This window comes from Calothrix sp. CBUCES-K 9914, from assembly GCF_059640475.1.
Genome location: NZ_JBXXZH010000021.1, coordinates 13,063 through 30,383, shown reverse-complemented (window position 1 = coordinate 30,383; position 17,321 = coordinate 13,063). Strand labels below are relative to the sequence as shown.

Below are 17,321 nucleotides of genomic sequence, written 5' to 3'. Positions count from 1 at the left end.
ATATGCTACTACCCAGGTTTTAAAGTCGGCAAATTTTGTACAAACTTTTTGCAAGTCCCACAGTTCCGTGAATTGGTGGAGTGAGATTTGCCGTATTAGACATTAATTGTAAATGTAAATCGAGTAGGTTATCGCTCCTCTTCCGAGTATCGTCCCTACTATCATCAACAATCAGAGTTGAAAATACCTCTTTTTTGAGCGGTGCATCTGGCGAGAATTCGCGGTGTGTAAATAACCGGATGTTGTCGCTTTCACACTTGTGAATTTCATATAACCAGCGTAAGTAATCTTGGCACCAACTGCTAAAAGTTCTAATTGCTTCTTGCTCGCTCTCTAGTGTGAGGTCGGGTAAATCAACACCTTTACTACCAAGCAAGCGGTTTAATACTCCTTGGTTGGGACGGTAAAATTTACTAAACCAAACTAAATGCTGTTGCGCCCAGTCTACACCCCTACGCTTGGCTTGCTCTAACTCTGGCACGGTGTTTGCCAACCAAGCATAGGCAAATCTAGTTGCATTTACAAGCTCTGTTTTAACCGTGGCGCCTTCGGGAAGGTCATCCCAAGTAATTTTGCCAAGCTCCTGACGACCAATTAATACAACGGCGCCGCGTTCAGCTTGTTGTTGCAACAAAAAATGGCGTGCAGCCAGGGCAGCATAAAGCTCGATAAAGTGTGGGTCGTTACGCTGCGTATTTTTACCGACACTAAATTCAACAGATGTTAAATTTTGATTACCAAGTAGATATACCGTATCAAACGTTTGTTTAGCTTGGGTGACGTAAAAGCGTAGCGCAGCTTCAGTGTTGAGCAAAAATAAATCAGCGCGTGCGTAAACAGCATCTGGACTTTCCCCTTGACGAGGTGTAAACCCAAAATAAGGAAGCGCAAATAAACAACCAAGTTTTACACGCTCGCGTACACTTATCTTGGCTAACTTGTTTGCAAGCAGGCGCCCAATTGTCGGTAGTCCAGAAGCACCTGTACCACCAAAAATCGAACCGCACAAAAGTATTTTGGTTTGAGTTCCCGAACCTGCGTCATTCTGAATTTCAGCAATCAAAGAAAGCCAAGGTTCTTCATCAAGTGTATCTAAATCAACTTGGCTCATAATTGCCGAACCAATTGCAGGTCTACCGCGAAACCCAACATCTAAATCAACAGAACGCTCTTCCTGTGTATACAACACATCAAATAAATTTCCCAAAGCCTGGTAATTTTGCTTAAGATTGTTGTAATTAAAAAAGGCGCCAAGATTTTTGTTCGTAGTTTTATGAGCAAACGGCGACCACAACCCAAACGACTTAATAGAAGTTTTCATCCAAGATAAATCTTGTTTTTCAACCCCAAATAGTCCAAACGCTTTTTGATAAATGCTTAAACTAGAACGCGCGCGCTCCAAATTACCATTTGCTTCATCAGCATCAATAAATAATATTTTTATTGAATCAGGAGTGAACAAACCAACAGCAGCCATTTGAATCACTGCTTCGATGCATTTAGCACCAGTTCCACCAATTCCAATCAGATAAAGTGCCATTACCTAATCTCTAAATAAACGACGCAGTATAAATGCTCCCGGAGGAATATACATCAATGCTTTAGGGGAACTAGTTGCTGTCGTCAACCAGTAAAGCAAAAGCACATCTAAAGTAAATAAAATTATTAAAGAACCCAAAGCTTGCCTGCTACCATCGCTAATAATGTAAATTGCGATAAAAATGCTTAAAACAGGCACTAAAGAAAGCAACCACCACACAACTCTCCAAGAAGAAACATCTTCCGCGTTCCTTGGTTTAGCATTAGCTGCAAAAAAATACCACAACACTGCCGCAACCAAGCTGGCAACAAAAACTATTGTCGCCCCACGTAAGTAATAATCCTCAACCCAAGTTGCTATTTTACGAACATCGGTAATTGCTAGCAAACGATTTTCATACAGTCCACGCTGCACCAAAAACATCAAAGCCAAACCAACGAGGCTGAAAACAATTATGCGAATTATTTCACTCGCTTTCATCTATCCTCCCAAGCATTTATAATAAATTAGTACTAAAGGTTGGACAATATTTCGGACAGACTTTCTTTCAATACTACTGCTGAAAAATACGGAATTTATGCAACGAGTCACCAATGCTCTTGAGGAAGCCGTAGCATAGGCGTCCCGCCTGTGCTGTTTTTACCACAGAGACACAGAGTACACGGAGTGCAGGAGAGTAATAAAAGCCTGTCGCACTCTCGCTAATATATGGACTTGTCAGTTTTTTGTTAATATAGCAGTCATCATGGTTTGAAGTTAAAAGTCAGGAATGGCAAGAGACCGCTTTCATTATGCAGTTAGAAATGCTTTGGAAAAAGAAGGATGGACAATTACTGCTGACTCCTATCAAATCACCGTTGGTGAGGTTGATTTTGAGATCGACTTGGCAGCAGAGCTTTTAGCAGCAGAGCGAGCAAATGAAAAAATTGCAGTTGAAATCAAGAGTTTTATCGGACGCTCTAACGTTTCAGAGTTTCATACTGCTCTTGGACAATTTATTAATTACCAAGTTGCCCTTGAGGAAGTAGACCCGCAAAGAAAGCTTTATCTGGCCATACCAGAGACGATTTATAAATCTTTTTTTAAACTAAATCTTTTTTTCAACGTCGTTTTACAAGGTCAATGGTTGAAAGATTTCAAATTAGTCTACTTATTTATGATGAAAAACAGGAGATAATTGTTCAATGGCTATAGAGAAGTATCGACAAATTATTAAACAGATAATTTTAGAAAAAGCAGAGTTAGGATTATCAATAAAAGAAATTGAGACACAAGCCATTATCGATACAGAACGTGACCATTACCTTTTATTACATACAGGTTGGCGAGGAAATAATTGGATACATGGATGTAGTATGCATCTTGATATTAAAGAAGGCAAAATCTGGATTCAACATGATGGTACAGAAGTTGGGATTCCTACATTGTTGCTCGAACAAGGTGTGCCTGCAAATGATATAGTTTTAGGGTTTCACACTCCCTTCATGCGCCAATTTACAGAGTTTGCAGTCAATTGAGGATAACCCTTACGCAAAAGGCGAAAGAATGATTAGAGCAAGATGGTTTACACTGTCGGTTATCAGCTTTTTATTATCAATGATTTTATTTGGTTGTCTTGCACCAGTTTCTAAGAAACTTAGCTGTGATACTTCCTTACCAAATAACACACCAACTCAGTCAAAACCATTAAATATTAATATTTATGTAGATGGAACCCCATCAATGTTAGGTTATGTTATAAGTCCTAACAATGCCAACACTCGCTATTCGCAAACTATAGATTTGCTAGAAGGAACGTTATCAGGTGGACAACCGCGCGGTGGACAACCAAAATTCAAATACTACCGTTTAGGACAAACAAGTAAAGAGATTTCCAGACAAAGGGCAGGATACTTAGAAGCTAGAAAACCATTATTTTATGATGGTAGTTCATCAGAATTTCCTCCACTTCCAGTTAGTAATATTCAGACAGCAATCAATCCGGCGAGTGACGATAATTTAACGGTTATAACAACAGATTTATATGAAAATGCAGCTGATTTAAACGGAATCGCCAATTCTATAAGTCAGAATTATTTTAGTGGAAATTCAGCAAATGCAGTTGGTTTGTTTGCAAGAAAAAGCGAATTTAATGGCAATGTTTACCTTGAAGACGGGACAAAGAAGCAATTTGTATATAATACTAACGATAAGCAAGGAAATAAAATTAGCGAGTTTCGACCATTTTATACAATATTTTTAGGAAAATATCAAGACATCAAGTATTACTTTGATATTTTGGAAAAAGCGCTGGCAAAAAATAACGAATTAGATAAAGAAAGCTATTTATCAATTTTTTCTCCAAGTAATATAGTAAGCAAAATATCATTCCTGAAAGACGAACCAAAACAAATACCAGATGGAATAAGTAAACAAGAATCTATTAGCAATAGTAAACTTTCGATTGAGATTGATCAACAGCCAATTCATATTTTCGACGTTGCAAAAAGTCGAAGTGATGAAAATCGAGATTTAAAACTTGATTATACTGTGCCATTAGAAACTTTAAGTAATACCTTGTCTATGGATTTACAGTCACTAAAAACAGATACTAAAGTCCAACTTTTTGACAGACAAGACAAAGATTTTAAACCGTTGCCTCCAACTTCTACGGCAACCAGCGCGTTACAATTAAGTCAATGGGGCGCCGATAAAAATAACTTAAAGTTTGTAACTGTAATTAAACCGAGTAATTTTCCTGAACAAGGAGTTTATTACTTGCAGACTGATATACTACCACAGGAATTACAAGAGCAAACTTGGTGGAAAGATTGGAGTACCGATAATAACACTACAACTGATTGGAAAACTTATAAATTATACGACTTTTTACAGGCTTTGAGAACGCGCGCGAGTAGTGCGGTTCAGGCAAATAAAACCAAAATTGCTCGTTTTTGCTATGTAATTCAAACAAATTAAGGCTTTGATTTTTATCCCCCCTAGCCCCCCAGCTGACAAGGGTAGGTTTTTTCTGCCCCAAACCCCAGACACGGGTGACAGGAAGACAAGTAGACAAGGAGGGGGTTTTTCTGCCTTGTCTACCTTCCACCCTTGTCCACCTTGCCTTTTCACCTTTTTTAGAAAAAAAAACCTACCCTTGTGAGCCTTATTAAGGGGGGTTAGGGGGGATCGATTTTGATAAAATTTCTTAACCGAGCAGTATTGAAATCGATGAGCATCTCTCATAAGATGGTCTCATATTAGTAAAAAAAAACCACCTATTCAAGGTGGTTGTTTTGCATTTTTTTGATTTTCATGATATTCTAAATTTGAACTAATCGTCAGCGGTAAAGTTTTGTTCAAGAAAATTCAGAGCATAGTTACGGAGTTCGTAATACTCTTTTGAGCTTCGCATTTCAGGCAAATTTCTAGGATGAGAGAAGGGTACATCTAGAATTTCACCGATGTTAGCACTAGGCCCATTGGTCATTAGAACGATGCGGTCTGACATGTAGATAGCTTCATCCACATCATGAGTAATCATCATTACCGCTTGTTTGTTATTTTCCCAAATATCCAAAACTTGACGCTGTAATTTACCGCGTGTTAATGCATCCAGCGCACCAAATGGTTCGTCCATTAATAACATTTTAGGACGAATTGCTAATGCGCGCGCTATACCTACACGCTGTTTCATCCCTCCCGATAGTTCATCTGGGTACTTATCAGCAGCAGCAGTCAAATTTACCATTGCTAAATGCTCGTTGACAATACTGACTTTTTCAGCACGATTGGCTTTTTTTAATACCTCATCGATTGCTAAACGAATATTTTCCCGCACTGTTAACCAAGGTAATAAAGAGTATTGTTGAAATACCATCATCCTTTCGGCGCCGGGTTTACGAATTTCTTTCCCATCGAGTAGCACTTGTCCGGCAGTAGCTTTTTCTAAACCTGCGACAATTTTAAGAAGTGTAGATTTACCACACCCAGAATGCCCAATTACAGAAATATATTCATTATCGCCAACCGTAAGATTAACGTCATCTAGCACTACAAACTCACTGCCGTCTTGTTTACGATAAGACTTACGCAAATTGATAACTTCCAAAAATGCAGGACGGTTCAAATTTGACTCCTGGTAACTTGTGTTCGCAATGGTAGATTTCATTTTATACCTCGAAGTAGGAATAATCTCTAACTAGACAAATAAAATGAGATGGGGCTGTTTGCACGAATTTTGAAGCTTTTAAGATAGCCTGTAGGGTCACTGGGGTCAAATGCTTTTTTGTCGATGAAAGCTTCAGCAGGTTCTATTTTGTAGTCTTCTTTAGGAGACTGAATGCCCAGTTCTGCAGCTATTTCACGATATAGGTCTGTTCGCCATGCTTTACGTGCTAGCTGTTCAGCGTTTTTGGGAAATTCTTTATTTTGTCCCCATCTTGTTGCTTGCGTCATCAACCATAAACTCTCAGACTGCCATAAAAACGTTGAATGGTCATTTTCTACTTGTGCGAAAGAAGGCGGCAAGTCAAAAAATATTGTAGTTTCTGGTGATGATACTATTCTTTTATTCCCATCAAAACCACCATAATTATATTCTCCTACAATTCCGGGACGAGTTAACTTTGGTTTGGCGCCTGTAAATGAGCGATTAGAGATAATTTTAGCGACTTCTTCACGGTTTTTTGGGTCGCCACAGTATCGACAAGCTTCAATCATCGCTTTCACTAACGACCGATAAGTTTTAGGATTCTCGTTAATAAACGACTCCATTACAGCAAGTAACCTATCTGGGTGTCCGTGCCATATTTCCCGACCCTGAGCAAATGTAAAACCAATACCTTCATTACCAGTAATTGCGCGCGTGTTCCAAGGTTCTGCTACCATATAACCTTGCATCGCTCCAATTCGCATATTCACTAACATTTGCGGCGGAGGAATAATTACAATTCTAAATTCCTCATCTGGCGCCACTCCCGCAGCAGCAGCTAAGTAACGAACAAAATATTCGTATATGGCAGAACTCAGTACTACCGCCCAAACACGTTTTTCCGAAGGTAATTTATCGAAGTAACCGCGAAAATCTCTTCCAAACTTCTCTAAATCACCATTATATTCTTTCCACGGTCGCAACCCAGCTTCCCACATTGCTTTATTCATAGTTAAAGCATTACCATGACGGTGAATTGTCATGGCTGCACATAGTGGAGCATGACGGGCGCCTTCTGCACCTGTACGAGCGTTTGTTACGGCACCACATACCACAGGAGAAGCATCCAAACGTCCGAAAATAATTCCATCCCGCGATGTTCCCCAGCTAGCTTCACGGTTAAGGGTTACATTCAATCCATATTTACGAAAAAACCCTTTCTCCCATGCGATAGCAAATGGCGCACAGTCATTTACTGGTACATAACCCACAGTTAAATTGGGTTTTTCTAAAGTTTTGGAATCAACAACCTGTTCAATTTCTAATGCTTGCTTCGACAAACCACGTGGCGCCCGGTTCGCGTTAACAGCACAAGAAGAAAGAACGCTTCCCGCTGCGGTTGCTCCTATACCCTGGATAAAATGGCGCCGTGTCCAATTATTATTAGTGTTACTCATACTCTTAAATACCTATTTACGATGAGTAACAAATTCTTGAAGTTTGCCAACAGCATAATCAAGTAATAGTCCAGTTAAACCGATTACAAACACTGCCAGAAAAACAGAGTTTAAGTTTAGCCTACTCCATTCATCCCAAACAAAAAACCCAATCCCAACACCGCCTGTTAACATCTCTACTGCCACAATTACAAGCCAAGCGATTCCCAAACTAATTCGTAAACCTGTAAAAATGTAAGGCAAACTTGCAGGTAGGATAATTTTAATGATTTGGCGCCAACGCGGCATTTCTATAACTCGCGCGACATCTATATAGTCTTTGGGAACGCTCGATACTCCCAAAGCTGTATTCAGAATGGTAGGCCAAAGCGAAGTAATGAAAATTACGAAAATCGCTGATGGGTCTGCAAGATTGAAAATAGCTAAAGAAATTGGTAGCCAAGCCAAAGGTGATACAGGTTTAAAGATTTGAATGACAGGATTAAGTGCCATCATCGCTTGCTTAGACATACCAACTAGAAACCCGACCGGGATCGCAACTAAGGCGCCTAGTCCAAACCCTATTAATACCCGACGCAAACTAGCTATCAGCAACCAACCGATGCCCAAGTTACCAGGTCCCCGTTCAAAAAACGGATTCATTATATAGTCAAGATTAGCAACTAGTGCCTCTGCTGGAGTTGGCATTAGTTGGTGGTTTAAAATTGCAATCAGCCACCATAACAAAATTACACCCAAAAATCCCAAACAAGGGAGCAGAAAACTATCACGTACAATGAAGGGTTTAGAACGGCGCCATACCGCTTGCCCAGCAACTGCCGCAATTGCCGCTAAATTTAATTGAAATATCACAGAGTAACCTCAACAAATTTGAGTAGGTACAAAAAATCCGAGCAGTACCAGCCGAGGATATCTGATTAAGATTGCAACAAAAATATAATGTAGTGCAACATGTATCAGTTTCCTCTCAATGCCTACGAAGTTAGCTGACGGGCTAGAGTTGAGAGATACCCCTCTCTTACAAGTGATGAGTTGAAAGTGCTGAGTGCTGAGTAATAAACCCACTCATAACTCAGCACTCATAACTCAGCACTTTAAAAAGATACGCCCCAAAAGTGGTTCCTCCGTTTCGACAATTTTGATTATATACACTTAGCATTGACAGGTATAATTTTTATTATCGAATTAGGCTGACTGACTCCGACATATAGAGTTTAACATCAACATTACCGTAATACTACCGTATATCTATCTTTCTTTAGGATTAGGATTATTTATTACTGCATAGCTCTTAATTCACATTAACTTAGTTAAACACTTTTGTAATTACTCCTCAAGATAGATAAAATAAATTTTATTTACTGCTAGAGGCAGTTACATGGCTAAATAATTGCAATTAAAATAATATATTCTTTATTTTTAAGAACGAATAATGAATGTTAGTGAACTGTTGCTAGAAAAGACCGACGCGATTACTCAGGAGTGGGTAGCAGAAGTCCGTAAGGACAGACAGATTACCAGTGCTGGAAATTTGCGTTCGAGTGCTATAATTGACCATCTCCCTGACGTAATCAAGGCGATGTCAAATGTACTAGTTGAGTCTCACGACAATGATATCAAAACGATTGTCGAAGCTAGCTTACAGCATGGTGTTCTTAGAGCAAGACAAGGATATAACCCTTCAGAAATTGCGAGAGAATATCATTTATTAAAAACAGTCATATTTGACACCTTGGAGCAAGATTTAGCAAGTATAAATACGGTAAAGGCAATTCGCGCGATACGAATAATTGATGCAGTAATAGATGAAGCGATAGCCCAATGTTTTAAGAGCTACGTAAGCGAGCGGTTAAATGAATTACAACAGTTGCAAAGTCAACTTAAGTTAAACAACGAAGAATTGAATCGTTTAATACGTGCAAATCAAGACAACGTTTCATTTTTAGCACACGAGTTAAAAAGTCCACTGACTTCTATAATTGGGTATTCAGACTTATTTTTGCGTGTACAGCAACAACCACCTGAAATTAGAGAAAAATATCACAATCTAGCTCATATAGAGCATATACTAAACAATGGAAGGCAACTGCTTCGCCTAATCAACAACGTACTAGAAATTTCGCGATTTGATGCAGGAAAGCTGAAAGTAAAGGCTTCACCTACTAACGTATGCGAAATTATTGAAAATGTCCACGGTATGATGGAACCCCTCGTGCGTAACAAAAATCTGACAATAACAGTAGATTGTAAAAAGGCGCCAGTTGAAGTTGTCACGGATTCATTACAATTACAGCAAATAATTACCAATCTAGTAAGTAACGCAATTCGCTATACGGAGTCAGGGAGTATAAAAATTAACTGTAAGCAAATAAACAGTAAAAAATGGACATTAGCAGTAACGGATACTGGAATAGGAATAAGCGAAGAAGACCGAGCAAAGATATTTGAACCATATTTCCGCGTCAACCGCTCAGATAAATCTTACCTGAGCGAAAGTACCGGGTTAGGGTTAGCTATTGTAACTAGGCTAGTAAAATTACTGCAAGGAGAAATAGAAGTTACATCCGAAGTAAACTTTGGCTCAACCTTCCAGGTAACATTCCCCCTAAAAATAAAAGATTGACCGTGGTAGCCGTTATAGTTAGTAGAGAACCATAATGATTATTGTGTATGATTACGACAGTATCGGCGCCAGAAGAGGTATTAGAGCAACTCAAATGGCGTTATGCAACCAAAAAATTCGATGCCGACAAAAAAATTCCTAGTGATGTCTGGAAAGTACTAGAACAAAGTATGGTACTGGCGCCATCATCGTTTGGACTACAGCCTTGGAAATTTTTTGTAGTTAACAACCCAGAAATTCGCGCTTCACTCCTACCACATTCATGGGGACAAGCGCAAGTAGTAGATGCATCACATCTAGTAGTATTTGCAATTAAAAAAGATATAGATGCAGCATATGTAGACCGTTACGTCGCGCGGATGGCAGAAGTACAGCAAGTCCCCGTGGAAAACTTGGGGAAATTTGCAGGAGTAGTTAAAGGGTTTATGGAAAAACCTCCATACCCTCTTGACTTAAACGAGTGGTCAACTCGACAAGTGTATATAGCTTTGGGGCAATTTATGACTACCGCAGCAATATTAAATATCGATACCTGCCCAATGGAAGGATTTGTACCTTCTAAATATGACGAGGTATTGGGATTACCAGAACAAGGGTACGCTGCTGTTGTCGTGTGTCCCGCAGGGTATCGTTCTGCTGAAGATAAGAGCGCAGAAAGACCCAAAATTAGATTCGAGACACAAGATGTCGTGCAATATATAAATTAGCCCGTAGGGTAGGCGTCCCGCCTGCCCATTTTTAATCTTTATAACCCATAGCAACATGGATAGCAAATGCGGCGCCTATTCCCCCACCCAATCCTGTTGTCATTCCCTTAACGGTTTTATATAATGTGTCTTCTGTTAAGCATTGATGAATATTATTATCGTCGCAACTAGGTTTATTGGTAAAGCCCGATATACCCCCCACTACTGACCCTGCCATCGCACAGCAAGTCACGAACAGGAGAAGCCGTTTTTCACTTTGATTTACTGTCATTGGTTACTCTAACTTTGTATTCTTAAACTACATGTAACACAGACACGACACCTGAGAATCATAAAAATAATCACAGGAACTCGATAAAATCAGTCGATAGATAGATGCCTGTTAAAAGCATCTCTATAAGTTATAACTGCACATACGGCACATTAGCAACTAATGATGTTCCCTATTTTTGTAAAAACCTTGACACAATTTTAGGAAAACCTCAGACACAACATGTAAATATAGAGTGTCAATCGCCAAAAACGGTTATATTTCTACAATATGCTTAATTTATCTTCTAAAAACACAATCAAACTAGGAGGTTAGGGACTTCCAAAAATTAAATTCTTCATGTTTAGAGCAGGCATCCTTGCCTGCTCTAAACATGGGCGTTTGCGTTAACGCCCACTCCACAAAAAAATTTTGGAGATTTTTTTATATGGAAGTCCCTTATGAGTGTGTAGGGTCGAATGGCACAAACTTTGCGAACTGTAGGTTGGGTGGAGGCGCCCATGAACCCAACATAAACAATCAAGTTTTTAGCTTAAGTAAGCGACATTCTACACTACAGTTCTAGAACCATCATAAATTTTTTCGCTGACTTCATATCCGCAAATACTGACTTGAGTGGTAATCATACAACTAAATCTCTATACGTCCCGGATTTAGTATTCCCATCTACAGATAATTTATACCAGCATTAAAAAAATTTCTCCTGACTAAATGCACAGGCGGGACGCCTATGCTACAACGCCGCAAAATTAATAATACAGACCACTAGTAGCTTTGCTTTATTTACTAATAAATATCATTACGTTTCGTAATTTAATTGGCATTAAACCAATTATAGGGCTTATTATGTAGAATGAAATACGTACTATTATAAAAAATTTATGACCCTAACCCTTGACTTGCCGACAGAGATAGAAAAATATCTTATGCAAGAAGCCCAACAAAAAGGACTTTCAACAGAAGCTTATACTTTGCAACTCTTGACAGAGTATATTACGTTAAAAGCAAAACAGGCTAAAGCTATTAGCGTGCTTCAGTCATGGATTGATGATACGGATGCTCAAGAACAACAAGAGACGGGAGAGTATTTGATTCATGCTTTAGATGAAAATCGATTATCAGAACGTAAACTATTCCCAAGCGATATGAAAGGTGTAACCTGGTGAGTCAATTTGTGCTGTTGGATACAGGACCATTAGGTCTAATAACAAATCCAAAATTATCTTCAGAGAGTACAGCTTGTAACCGCTGGTTGCAAATGCTTATTGCATCAAATGTACGAGTTATAATTCCGGAAATTGTAGACTACGAATTGCGTCGGGAATTACTGCGTGCGAATAAGATGAAGGGTATTGCGAAATTGGATGAGTTAGGTGAATTGTTGGAATATTCACCAATAACAACCACTGTCATGCGTCAAGCTGCATTATTATGGGCACAAGCACGTCAAAAAGGACAACCGACAGCAGGAGATAAAACTATAGATGGCGACATAATTTTAGTTGCACAAGCTGTAATAATTAATGCATCAAATTCTGTAATTGCAACAACCAATGTAGGTCATCTATCTAGATTTTTTGCCGCTGACTTATGGAATAATATAACTCCAAGCTAGAAAATTATGTAGTTATTGTTCTGGCGCCAACCAATTAAATTTTACTTAATAATTTTTAAGCTAGTAGTCAATGTCATTAAATTTAGAGGGTTGGCGCCGTGGGCGGGTTAGAAATTAAGCAAGAATTTACATTGAAAATAATATTGTGTTGGGTTCCGCAAAGTCTACACCCAACCTACACTAGAAATAGTTTGTAAGCGGGATTATCATTTTCGTCCCAGTAAGTATAGCCAAGGGTATCTAAAAATGCTTGCCATTCTTGCATTTCCTGCGGTGGAACTTGTATACCTACTACTATTTTGCCGTAATCTGACCCATTATTACGATAATGAAAAACGCTAATATTCCAGTTGGGACTCATTGAGCTAACGAACTTCATTAAGGCGCCTGGGCGTTCAGGAAATTCAAAGCGGTACAATAGTTCATTATGTGCTAATGGTGAACGTCCACCAACCATATGCCGTAAATGTAGCTTTGTGAATTCATCATCGGTTAAATCTATAGTAGGGAAACCGCAATTTTCAAAAGTCTCTACCATTTTGGCTCTATCCGCGCGCTTTTGAATTTGCATCCCGACAAAAATATGGGCAATTTTCTCATCAGCAATACGATAATTAAACTCTGTTAAATTACGTCTACCAATACATTCACAGAATTTATGTAAACTTCCTGGTTGTTCAGGAATAGTCACAGCAAATATTGCTTCGCGCTGTTCTCCATATTCCGCGCGTTCTGCGACAAAACGGAGACGGTCGAAGTTCATATTGGCGCCGCAAGCGATAGCAATTAAAGTTTTATTTTGGATTTGCTCGCGTTCTACATAAGCTTTGGCACCTGCTATTGCTAAAGCACCAGCAGGTTCCACAATTGAGCGTGTATCTTCAAATACATCTTTGATAGCAGCACAAGTATCGTCAGTATTAACTAATATAATGTCGTCTACATATTCCTGACACAACCTAAAAGTCTCTTCCCCAACTTCCCGTACCGCTACACCATCAGCAAATAACCCCACCTGCGATAACCGCACGCGCTTCCCAGCTTTTAATGATTGGTTCATCGCATCCGCATCAACAGGTTCCACTCCAATAATCTTAATTTCTGGACGCAACCGTTTTATATAAGCAGCAACTCCCGATATTAACCCACCTCCACCAATTGCTACAAATATCGCGTGTATCGGTTGCTGATATTGTCGTAAAATCTCCATCCCAATCGTACCCTGTCCAGCTATCACATCTGGGTCATCAAAAGGATGAATAAATGTTAAGCATTTTTCTGCCTCTAATTGCCGCGCGTAGGCATAAGCATCATCATAAGTATCGCCATGCAAAACAACTTCACCACCGCGCGCTTTAACTGCATTGATTTTTACTAGTGGGGTAGTTACGGGCATCACAATAATAGCGCGCGTTCCTAAATGACGGGCGCCGAGTGCCACACCTTGAGCATGGTTTCCAGCCGATGCAGCAATTACACCTTGTGCTAACATGTCCGGTGGTAAGTTCACCATCTTGTTATAGGCGCCACGCAACTTAAAGGAAAACACTGACTGCATATCCTCACGTTTGAGGAGTAGCTTATTGTTGAGACGCGCGGAGAGATTAGAAGCGTAATCAAGCGGTGTTTCTTGAGCTACATCGTACACACGGGCAGTCAGAATTTGTACTAGATAGTCGCAAAGCATGAGCGTGAGGCAGTAAATGCATTTTTTAGGATAAATCGTTATTTTACTACAATTGTGTACCTCAAACATTACCTGGTTTGAGCCAACCAAACAACTCTCCAACACTTAGCCTTAAATCCGTAATAAAATCAGGAGTCGGGAGTAATAAATCTGGTTCTTGTAAAAAAATAGGCTGTTGAGACTGAGGATAAGCAATAACAGATCTCTCATCCGGGTCAACTAACCAACCCATCTGACAACCTGCATTCAAACAGTGCAGTATATTATTTATGACTTTTGTCTGGCTTTGGTCTGGTGAGAGAATTTCAATTGAGTTATATTTAATACCCAGTCCTTTATTTAATCCCCCCTAACCCCCTTAATAAGGGGGGAAAAAGAGGCATTTAAGCCTAGGGTGTTGACTCTGTGGGTTTTTCGGGGTTTAAAGTTCATACAAAATATCTGTACCCTCTCCCCTGCCCCTCTCCCAACTTGGGAGAGGGGTGCATTTATGCGGGGTGAGGGTTATAAAAGTGCGTGAATATAAAACGCTCTTATTCCATCAAAGTCAACAGCCCAATTTAAGCCCCCCTTTTTAAGGGGGGTTGGGGGGATTTTCTAGGTCTATAGTTTAATTTTATACTTTTCAAACATCCTCTTAATAGTTCTAAAGCAAAGTTCCAAACAAATCTCTTATAACCTGCACATCCACGCAAGTAAGTTTACTCTTTATTATTTCATTTAAGCTCTAACTTTAGCGATTACATACAAGTTTAAAAGTAGATGTTACGTATTATTGTTATACATAGTTAATTTATTCGTCAAGTATGTTCATGTTGAAAATTTTGATAAATGTTTAATATTTAAATAATTGCTGATTTTTTCTTAATGGGTTGAGCGGGGTTGCCGACGTAAATTGTCATTGGTTCTAGGGAACGTCCAGTTACTGCACCTAAACCAAGCACTGCATTTTGACCAACGGTAACACCAGGGCCAATTACTGACTTTGCTGCAATCCAACTACTTTCTTGAATATTAATTGGGGCAGTGATTAGTTGAAAATCTGGGTGATTCCAATCATGGTTTCCAGTACAAAGATAAACACCTTGAGATATACATACATGACTTTCGATAGTTACATCAGCAAGATTATCTATCCAGGTATTTTCGCCAATCCAAACATAATTGCCGACAATTAGGCGCCAGGGAAACTTGACTATGACTCCAGGTTTAATTCGCACACCTTGACCGATTTTAGCTCCAAACCAACGCAGTATGATAACTTTGAGGTATGAAATTGGAATCAAATAGCTTTTTAATAAAGGCGCCCCGATAAAATACCAAAGAAGTTGTTTGCATATACTGGCGCCAGGAGTGTACGTACCAACTGTATATTTATCTAAACGCATAAAATTTTTATTAATTATTTTAGTAATTAGTTTAATAATTAGTTTAATAATTCTAAATTATATTGAAATACAAACCTTGGTCTTGAGCATTGTTGCCTTTATCATCTAATTTGACTATAGGAATACCATAATCCGCGCGTACTTGTAGATTTTTCATTGGTTGCCAAATTACTCCTAAACCTGCACCTGCAAGAAAGTTTTGCTTGGGTAGCTTATTCGGATTATTGGCATTATTCCAAACACTACCTAAATCAACAAAAGGCGCCAGTTGTAAGGTAGGTTGTCCAGAATTATCTTTGGCAATAGCAATTCTGTTTTCTAATGAGAAACGAACACCATTGTCACCTGAGCGAGCATTTTGACGATAACCACGTAAAGATTGCCCACCACCAATTACAAACTGCTGCGAGGGTAATAAACTATCCGGTGTTAACTGTACATCAGCTTGAGCAATCAATAAATTGTTGTTTCCTATTCTTTGTACCCGTTGAGCTTGTCCTTGCCAACTGAAAAATCGTCCATCAGGAATTGATGACGAATTAATAGTAGCATCAAAAATACCTAAACCTAAATTAAACTGCGAACGCAAAGCCCATGCACCTTGAGTATCTCGCTTTACATAGTCTTGTCCAAACTTCACAACTCGTGTACGGCTATTACCATCTGCATCGGGTCCAATCCCAAATGGAAAGGGAGTATTCTGGAATAGGAAAGTTTGACCATTTTGTAATGCCAATCCCAGTGATAGGGCAAACTCTTCTTTAGCACTACGAATTAGAGGTTGACGATAGCTAAGTTCGTATAGCTCACTATTACTACGAATACCAAAAGCAGCAAACTTGGGGTCTGTAATTTTACTTTTGCCTGGAGCAACACGCAATTGCACCGTACCATTCATCGCATTTACAGGTACTTTGTAGTTAAAATCGTATAAAGTAGAGCCACCGTTGAATGTTCGGTAGTAGGTGCCACTTATTTCATCACCAAGACCTGTAAGATTACGGTAAGTTGCTCCCACACCAAAACGTTCTGACCCGACACTTGGAGGTGAGTTATTACCAATAGTCACAGTAGCGCTAAAAGCTTTTGCCTCGGTAACTCTCACCGTCAATATACTTTTTCCAACTTCACTTCCAGCTTGAATACTAGCTTCAACTTTACTGAACAGCGGGTCATTTCTTAAAAGTATAAGTTGGTCTTCTAACTTATCTTTGTTTAAGGGAGTACCAGCACCAAGAGTAATACGACTCCTAACGTATTCAGGATTGAGACGTTGGGCGCCATCAATTTCGATTTTTTCAATGGAACCCTCAATAACACGAATTTTTACCACTCCATCAGTGATTTGCTGCTCTTCTAAAATTGCAATTGCTCTAGAAGTAATATATCCACGTTTGACATATAGTTCGGTTATTGAGTTTGCAACTTTTTTGAGTTCTGCTAAAGTGACAGAACGACCAATTACTGGCTGTGTTAGTTGTTGTATTTCCTTCAGTTGAAATATAGTACTACCTGTAACTTGAACCTTATTTATAAAAACATTGGTAGATTGCTGCGTTGTAGATTGTGGAATTACTACTTGTTGTGGAGTAACTTGTTGTGGAGTAAAGACAGGTTCTTCATCAGTGTTAGGAGCAATAAGTTGTGGTATAGGTATATCTTGTAGAAAGCGGTCTTGATTTGGATTTGGGTTTTGAGAAACTGGTAGTGCTGCTTCTTGAGCATCAGCGGGTAATGTTGCCTGAGTTAAATCATATGTTAGTACATTCGGAATTAAAATCCCACAGCGAAGCAATAAAGTTTTTTTGTGCATTTTATATATATATATATATTTATTTATTAATTGATGCTTGATGATAAATGGGCGCCCTTGCGTAGCACAGGCATCCTGCCTGTGCATA

At 39.1% G+C, this 17,321-nt stretch carries 17 protein-coding genes and 1 riboswitch; of the genes, 7 read left to right on the top strand and 10 right to left on the bottom strand.

All coding sequences use genetic code 11. The annotated features are described in order from the left end of the window. Nucleotides 1–19: 19 nt before the first annotated feature. A complete protein-coding gene (locus AC2JBO_RS06935) occupies nucleotides 20–1,540 on the bottom strand; it encodes a hypothetical protein (protein ID WP_496952899.1) in 1,521 nt (506 codons plus the stop codon). Nucleotides 1,541–1,543: 3 nt separating this feature from the next. After that, on the bottom strand, nucleotides 1,544–2,020 hold the full coding sequence (locus AC2JBO_RS06930; RefSeq protein ID WP_496952898.1) for a hypothetical protein: 477 nt from the start codon (nucleotides 2,018–2,020) through the stop codon (nucleotides 1,544–1,546). A gap of 289 nt (nucleotides 2,021–2,309) precedes the next feature. Here AC2JBO_RS06930 and AC2JBO_RS06925 point away from each other — a divergent pair, with 289 nt between their 5' ends. Genes AC2JBO_RS06925 through AC2JBO_RS06915 form a run of 3 tightly spaced genes read left to right on the top strand, consistent with a single transcriptional unit; the run spans nucleotide 2,310 to nucleotide 4,498 of the window. Continuing rightward, nucleotides 2,310–2,717 carry an element excision factor XisH family protein gene (locus AC2JBO_RS06925; protein WP_496952897.1) on the top strand — a complete coding sequence of 136 codons (408 nt, stop codon included), beginning with the start codon at nucleotides 2,310–2,312 and terminating at the stop codon, nucleotides 2,715–2,717. A 7-nt stretch (nucleotides 2,718–2,724) separates the two neighbouring features. Further along, the gene (locus AC2JBO_RS06920) at nucleotides 2,725–3,057 is read left to right on the top strand and encodes a XisI protein (RefSeq protein WP_496952896.1); all 333 of its coding nucleotides are present in this window, start codon (nucleotides 2,725–2,727) and stop codon (nucleotides 3,055–3,057) included. A 28-nt stretch (nucleotides 3,058–3,085) separates the two neighbouring features. After that, nucleotides 3,086–4,498 carry a hypothetical protein gene (locus tag AC2JBO_RS06915; protein ID WP_496952895.1) on the top strand — a complete coding sequence of 471 codons (1,413 nt, stop codon included), beginning with the start codon at nucleotides 3,086–3,088 and terminating at the stop codon, nucleotides 4,496–4,498. A 355-nt stretch (nucleotides 4,499–4,853) separates the two neighbouring features. Here AC2JBO_RS06915 and AC2JBO_RS06910 read toward each other — a convergent pair whose 3' ends face one another. The 3 genes from AC2JBO_RS06910 to ntrB are packed head-to-tail and all read right to left on the bottom strand — an operon-like array spanning nucleotide 4,854 to nucleotide 7,981. Then, nucleotides 4,854–5,690: an ABC transporter ATP-binding protein gene (locus AC2JBO_RS06910; RefSeq protein WP_496952894.1), complete on the bottom strand. Its 837-nt coding sequence runs from the start codon at nucleotides 5,688–5,690 to the stop codon at nucleotides 4,854–4,856. A 26-nt stretch (nucleotides 5,691–5,716) separates the two neighbouring features. Next, on the bottom strand, nucleotides 5,717–7,129 hold the full coding sequence (locus AC2JBO_RS06905; RefSeq protein WP_496952893.1) for an ABC transporter substrate-binding protein: 1,413 nt from the start codon (nucleotides 7,127–7,129) through the stop codon (nucleotides 5,717–5,719). 12 nt (nucleotides 7,130–7,141) lie between these two features. Then, nucleotides 7,142–7,981: a nitrate ABC transporter permease gene (gene ntrB, locus AC2JBO_RS06900; protein WP_496952892.1), complete on the bottom strand. Its 840-nt coding sequence runs from the start codon at nucleotides 7,979–7,981 to the stop codon at nucleotides 7,142–7,144. 104 nt (nucleotides 7,982–8,085) lie between these two features. Then, nucleotides 8,086–8,297, bottom strand: a riboswitch (cyclic di-AMP (ydaO/yuaA leader). 264 nt (nucleotides 8,298–8,561) lie between these two features. Between ntrB and AC2JBO_RS06895 the strand changes: the two genes are divergently transcribed. After that, on the top strand, nucleotides 8,562–9,752 hold the full coding sequence (locus AC2JBO_RS06895; protein WP_496952891.1) for a sensor histidine kinase: 1,191 nt from the start codon (nucleotides 8,562–8,564) through the stop codon (nucleotides 9,750–9,752). 47 nt (nucleotides 9,753–9,799) lie between these two features. Then, nucleotides 9,800–10,459, top strand: coding sequence for an NAD(P)H-dependent oxidoreductase (locus tag AC2JBO_RS06890; protein WP_496952890.1), 660 nt, complete (start codon nucleotides 9,800–9,802; stop codon nucleotides 10,457–10,459). Between the two features lie 31 nt (nucleotides 10,460–10,490). Here the strand turns inward: AC2JBO_RS06890 and AC2JBO_RS06885 are convergent, their stop codons facing one another. Next, a complete protein-coding gene (locus tag AC2JBO_RS06885) occupies nucleotides 10,491–10,730 on the bottom strand; it encodes a hypothetical protein (RefSeq protein ID WP_496952889.1) in 240 nt (79 codons plus the stop codon). 926 nt (nucleotides 10,731–11,656) lie between these two features. Here AC2JBO_RS06885 and AC2JBO_RS06880 point away from each other — a divergent pair. Continuing rightward, a complete protein-coding gene (locus tag AC2JBO_RS06880; protein WP_496952888.1) occupies nucleotides 11,657–11,896 on the top strand; it encodes a hypothetical protein in 240 nt (79 codons plus the stop codon). After that, nucleotides 11,893–12,345: a PIN domain-containing protein gene (locus AC2JBO_RS06875; RefSeq protein WP_496952887.1), complete on the top strand. Its 453-nt coding sequence runs from the start codon at nucleotides 11,893–11,895 to the stop codon at nucleotides 12,343–12,345. Before AC2JBO_RS06880 ends, AC2JBO_RS06875 begins: the two co-directional genes overlap by 4 nt. A gap of 175 nt (nucleotides 12,346–12,520) precedes the next feature. Here AC2JBO_RS06875 and ilvA read toward each other — a convergent pair whose 3' ends face one another. The 4 genes from ilvA to AC2JBO_RS06855 all read right to left on the bottom strand — a co-directional run bounded on the left by ilvA (nucleotide 12,521) and on the right by AC2JBO_RS06855 (nucleotide 17,320). After that, nucleotides 12,521–14,032, bottom strand: a complete 1,512-nt coding sequence (gene ilvA, locus AC2JBO_RS06870; protein ID WP_496952886.1) for a threonine ammonia-lyase, biosynthetic — start codon at nucleotides 14,030–14,032, stop codon at nucleotides 12,521–12,523. Between the two features lie 61 nt (nucleotides 14,033–14,093). Next, the gene (locus tag AC2JBO_RS06865) at nucleotides 14,094–14,336 is read right to left on the bottom strand and encodes a Uma2 family endonuclease (protein WP_496952924.1); all 243 of its coding nucleotides are present in this window, start codon (nucleotides 14,334–14,336) and stop codon (nucleotides 14,094–14,096) included. Between the two features lie 538 nt (nucleotides 14,337–14,874). After that, entirely contained in the window at nucleotides 14,875–15,420 is a 546-nt protein-coding gene (locus tag AC2JBO_RS06860) for a WcaF family extracellular polysaccharide biosynthesis acetyltransferase (protein ID WP_496952885.1), read from the bottom strand. A gap of 52 nt (nucleotides 15,421–15,472) precedes the next feature. Then, nucleotides 15,473–17,320, bottom strand: coding sequence for a ShlB/FhaC/HecB family hemolysin secretion/activation protein (locus AC2JBO_RS06855; RefSeq protein ID WP_496952884.1), 1,848 nt, complete (start codon nucleotides 17,318–17,320; stop codon nucleotides 15,473–15,475). Nucleotide 17,321 lies beyond the last annotated feature (1 nt).

What these genes read in the sequence shown, in the direction of transcription:
- AC2JBO_RS06930 (WP_496952898.1), bottom strand. Translation starts at nt 2,020, where the DNA reads ATGAAAGCGAGTGAAATAATTCGCATAATTGTTTTCAGCCTCGTTGGT.
- AC2JBO_RS06925 (WP_496952897.1), top strand. Translation starts at nt 2,310, where the DNA reads ATGGCAAGAGACCGCTTTCATTATGCAGTTAGAAATGCTTTGGAAAAA.
- AC2JBO_RS06890 (WP_496952890.1), top strand. Translation starts at nt 9,800, where the DNA reads ATGATTACGACAGTATCGGCGCCAGAAGAGGTATTAGAGCAACTCAAA.
- AC2JBO_RS06895 (WP_496952891.1), top strand. Translation starts at nt 8,562, where the DNA reads ATGAATGTTAGTGAACTGTTGCTAGAAAAGACCGACGCGATTACTCAG.
- AC2JBO_RS06935 (WP_496952899.1), bottom strand. Translation starts at nt 1,540, where the DNA reads ATGGCACTTTATCTGATTGGAATTGGTGGAACTGGTGCTAAATGCATC.
- AC2JBO_RS06880 (WP_496952888.1), top strand. Translation starts at nt 11,657, where the DNA reads ATGCAAGAAGCCCAACAAAAAGGACTTTCAACAGAAGCTTATACTTTG.
- AC2JBO_RS06860 (WP_496952885.1), bottom strand. Translation starts at nt 15,420, where the DNA reads ATGCGTTTAGATAAATATACAGTTGGTACGTACACTCCTGGCGCCAGT.
- AC2JBO_RS06915 (WP_496952895.1), top strand. Translation starts at nt 3,086, where the DNA reads ATGATTAGAGCAAGATGGTTTACACTGTCGGTTATCAGCTTTTTATTA.
- AC2JBO_RS06910 (WP_496952894.1), bottom strand. Translation starts at nt 5,690, where the DNA reads ATGAAATCTACCATTGCGAACACAAGTTACCAGGAGTCAAATTTGAAC.
- AC2JBO_RS06920 (WP_496952896.1), top strand. Translation starts at nt 2,725, where the DNA reads ATGGCTATAGAGAAGTATCGACAAATTATTAAACAGATAATTTTAGAA.
- AC2JBO_RS06905 (WP_496952893.1), bottom strand. Translation starts at nt 7,129, where the DNA reads ATGAGTAACACTAATAATAATTGGACACGGCGCCATTTTATCCAGGGT.
- ilvA (WP_496952886.1), bottom strand. Translation starts at nt 14,032, where the DNA reads ATGCTTTGCGACTATCTAGTACAAATTCTGACTGCCCGTGTGTACGAT.
- AC2JBO_RS06855 (WP_496952884.1), bottom strand. Translation starts at nt 17,320, where the DNA reads ATGCACAGGCAGGATGCCTGTGCTACGCAAGGGCGCCCATTTATCATC.
- AC2JBO_RS06885 (WP_496952889.1), bottom strand. Translation starts at nt 10,730, where the DNA reads ATGACAGTAAATCAAAGTGAAAAACGGCTTCTCCTGTTCGTGACTTGC.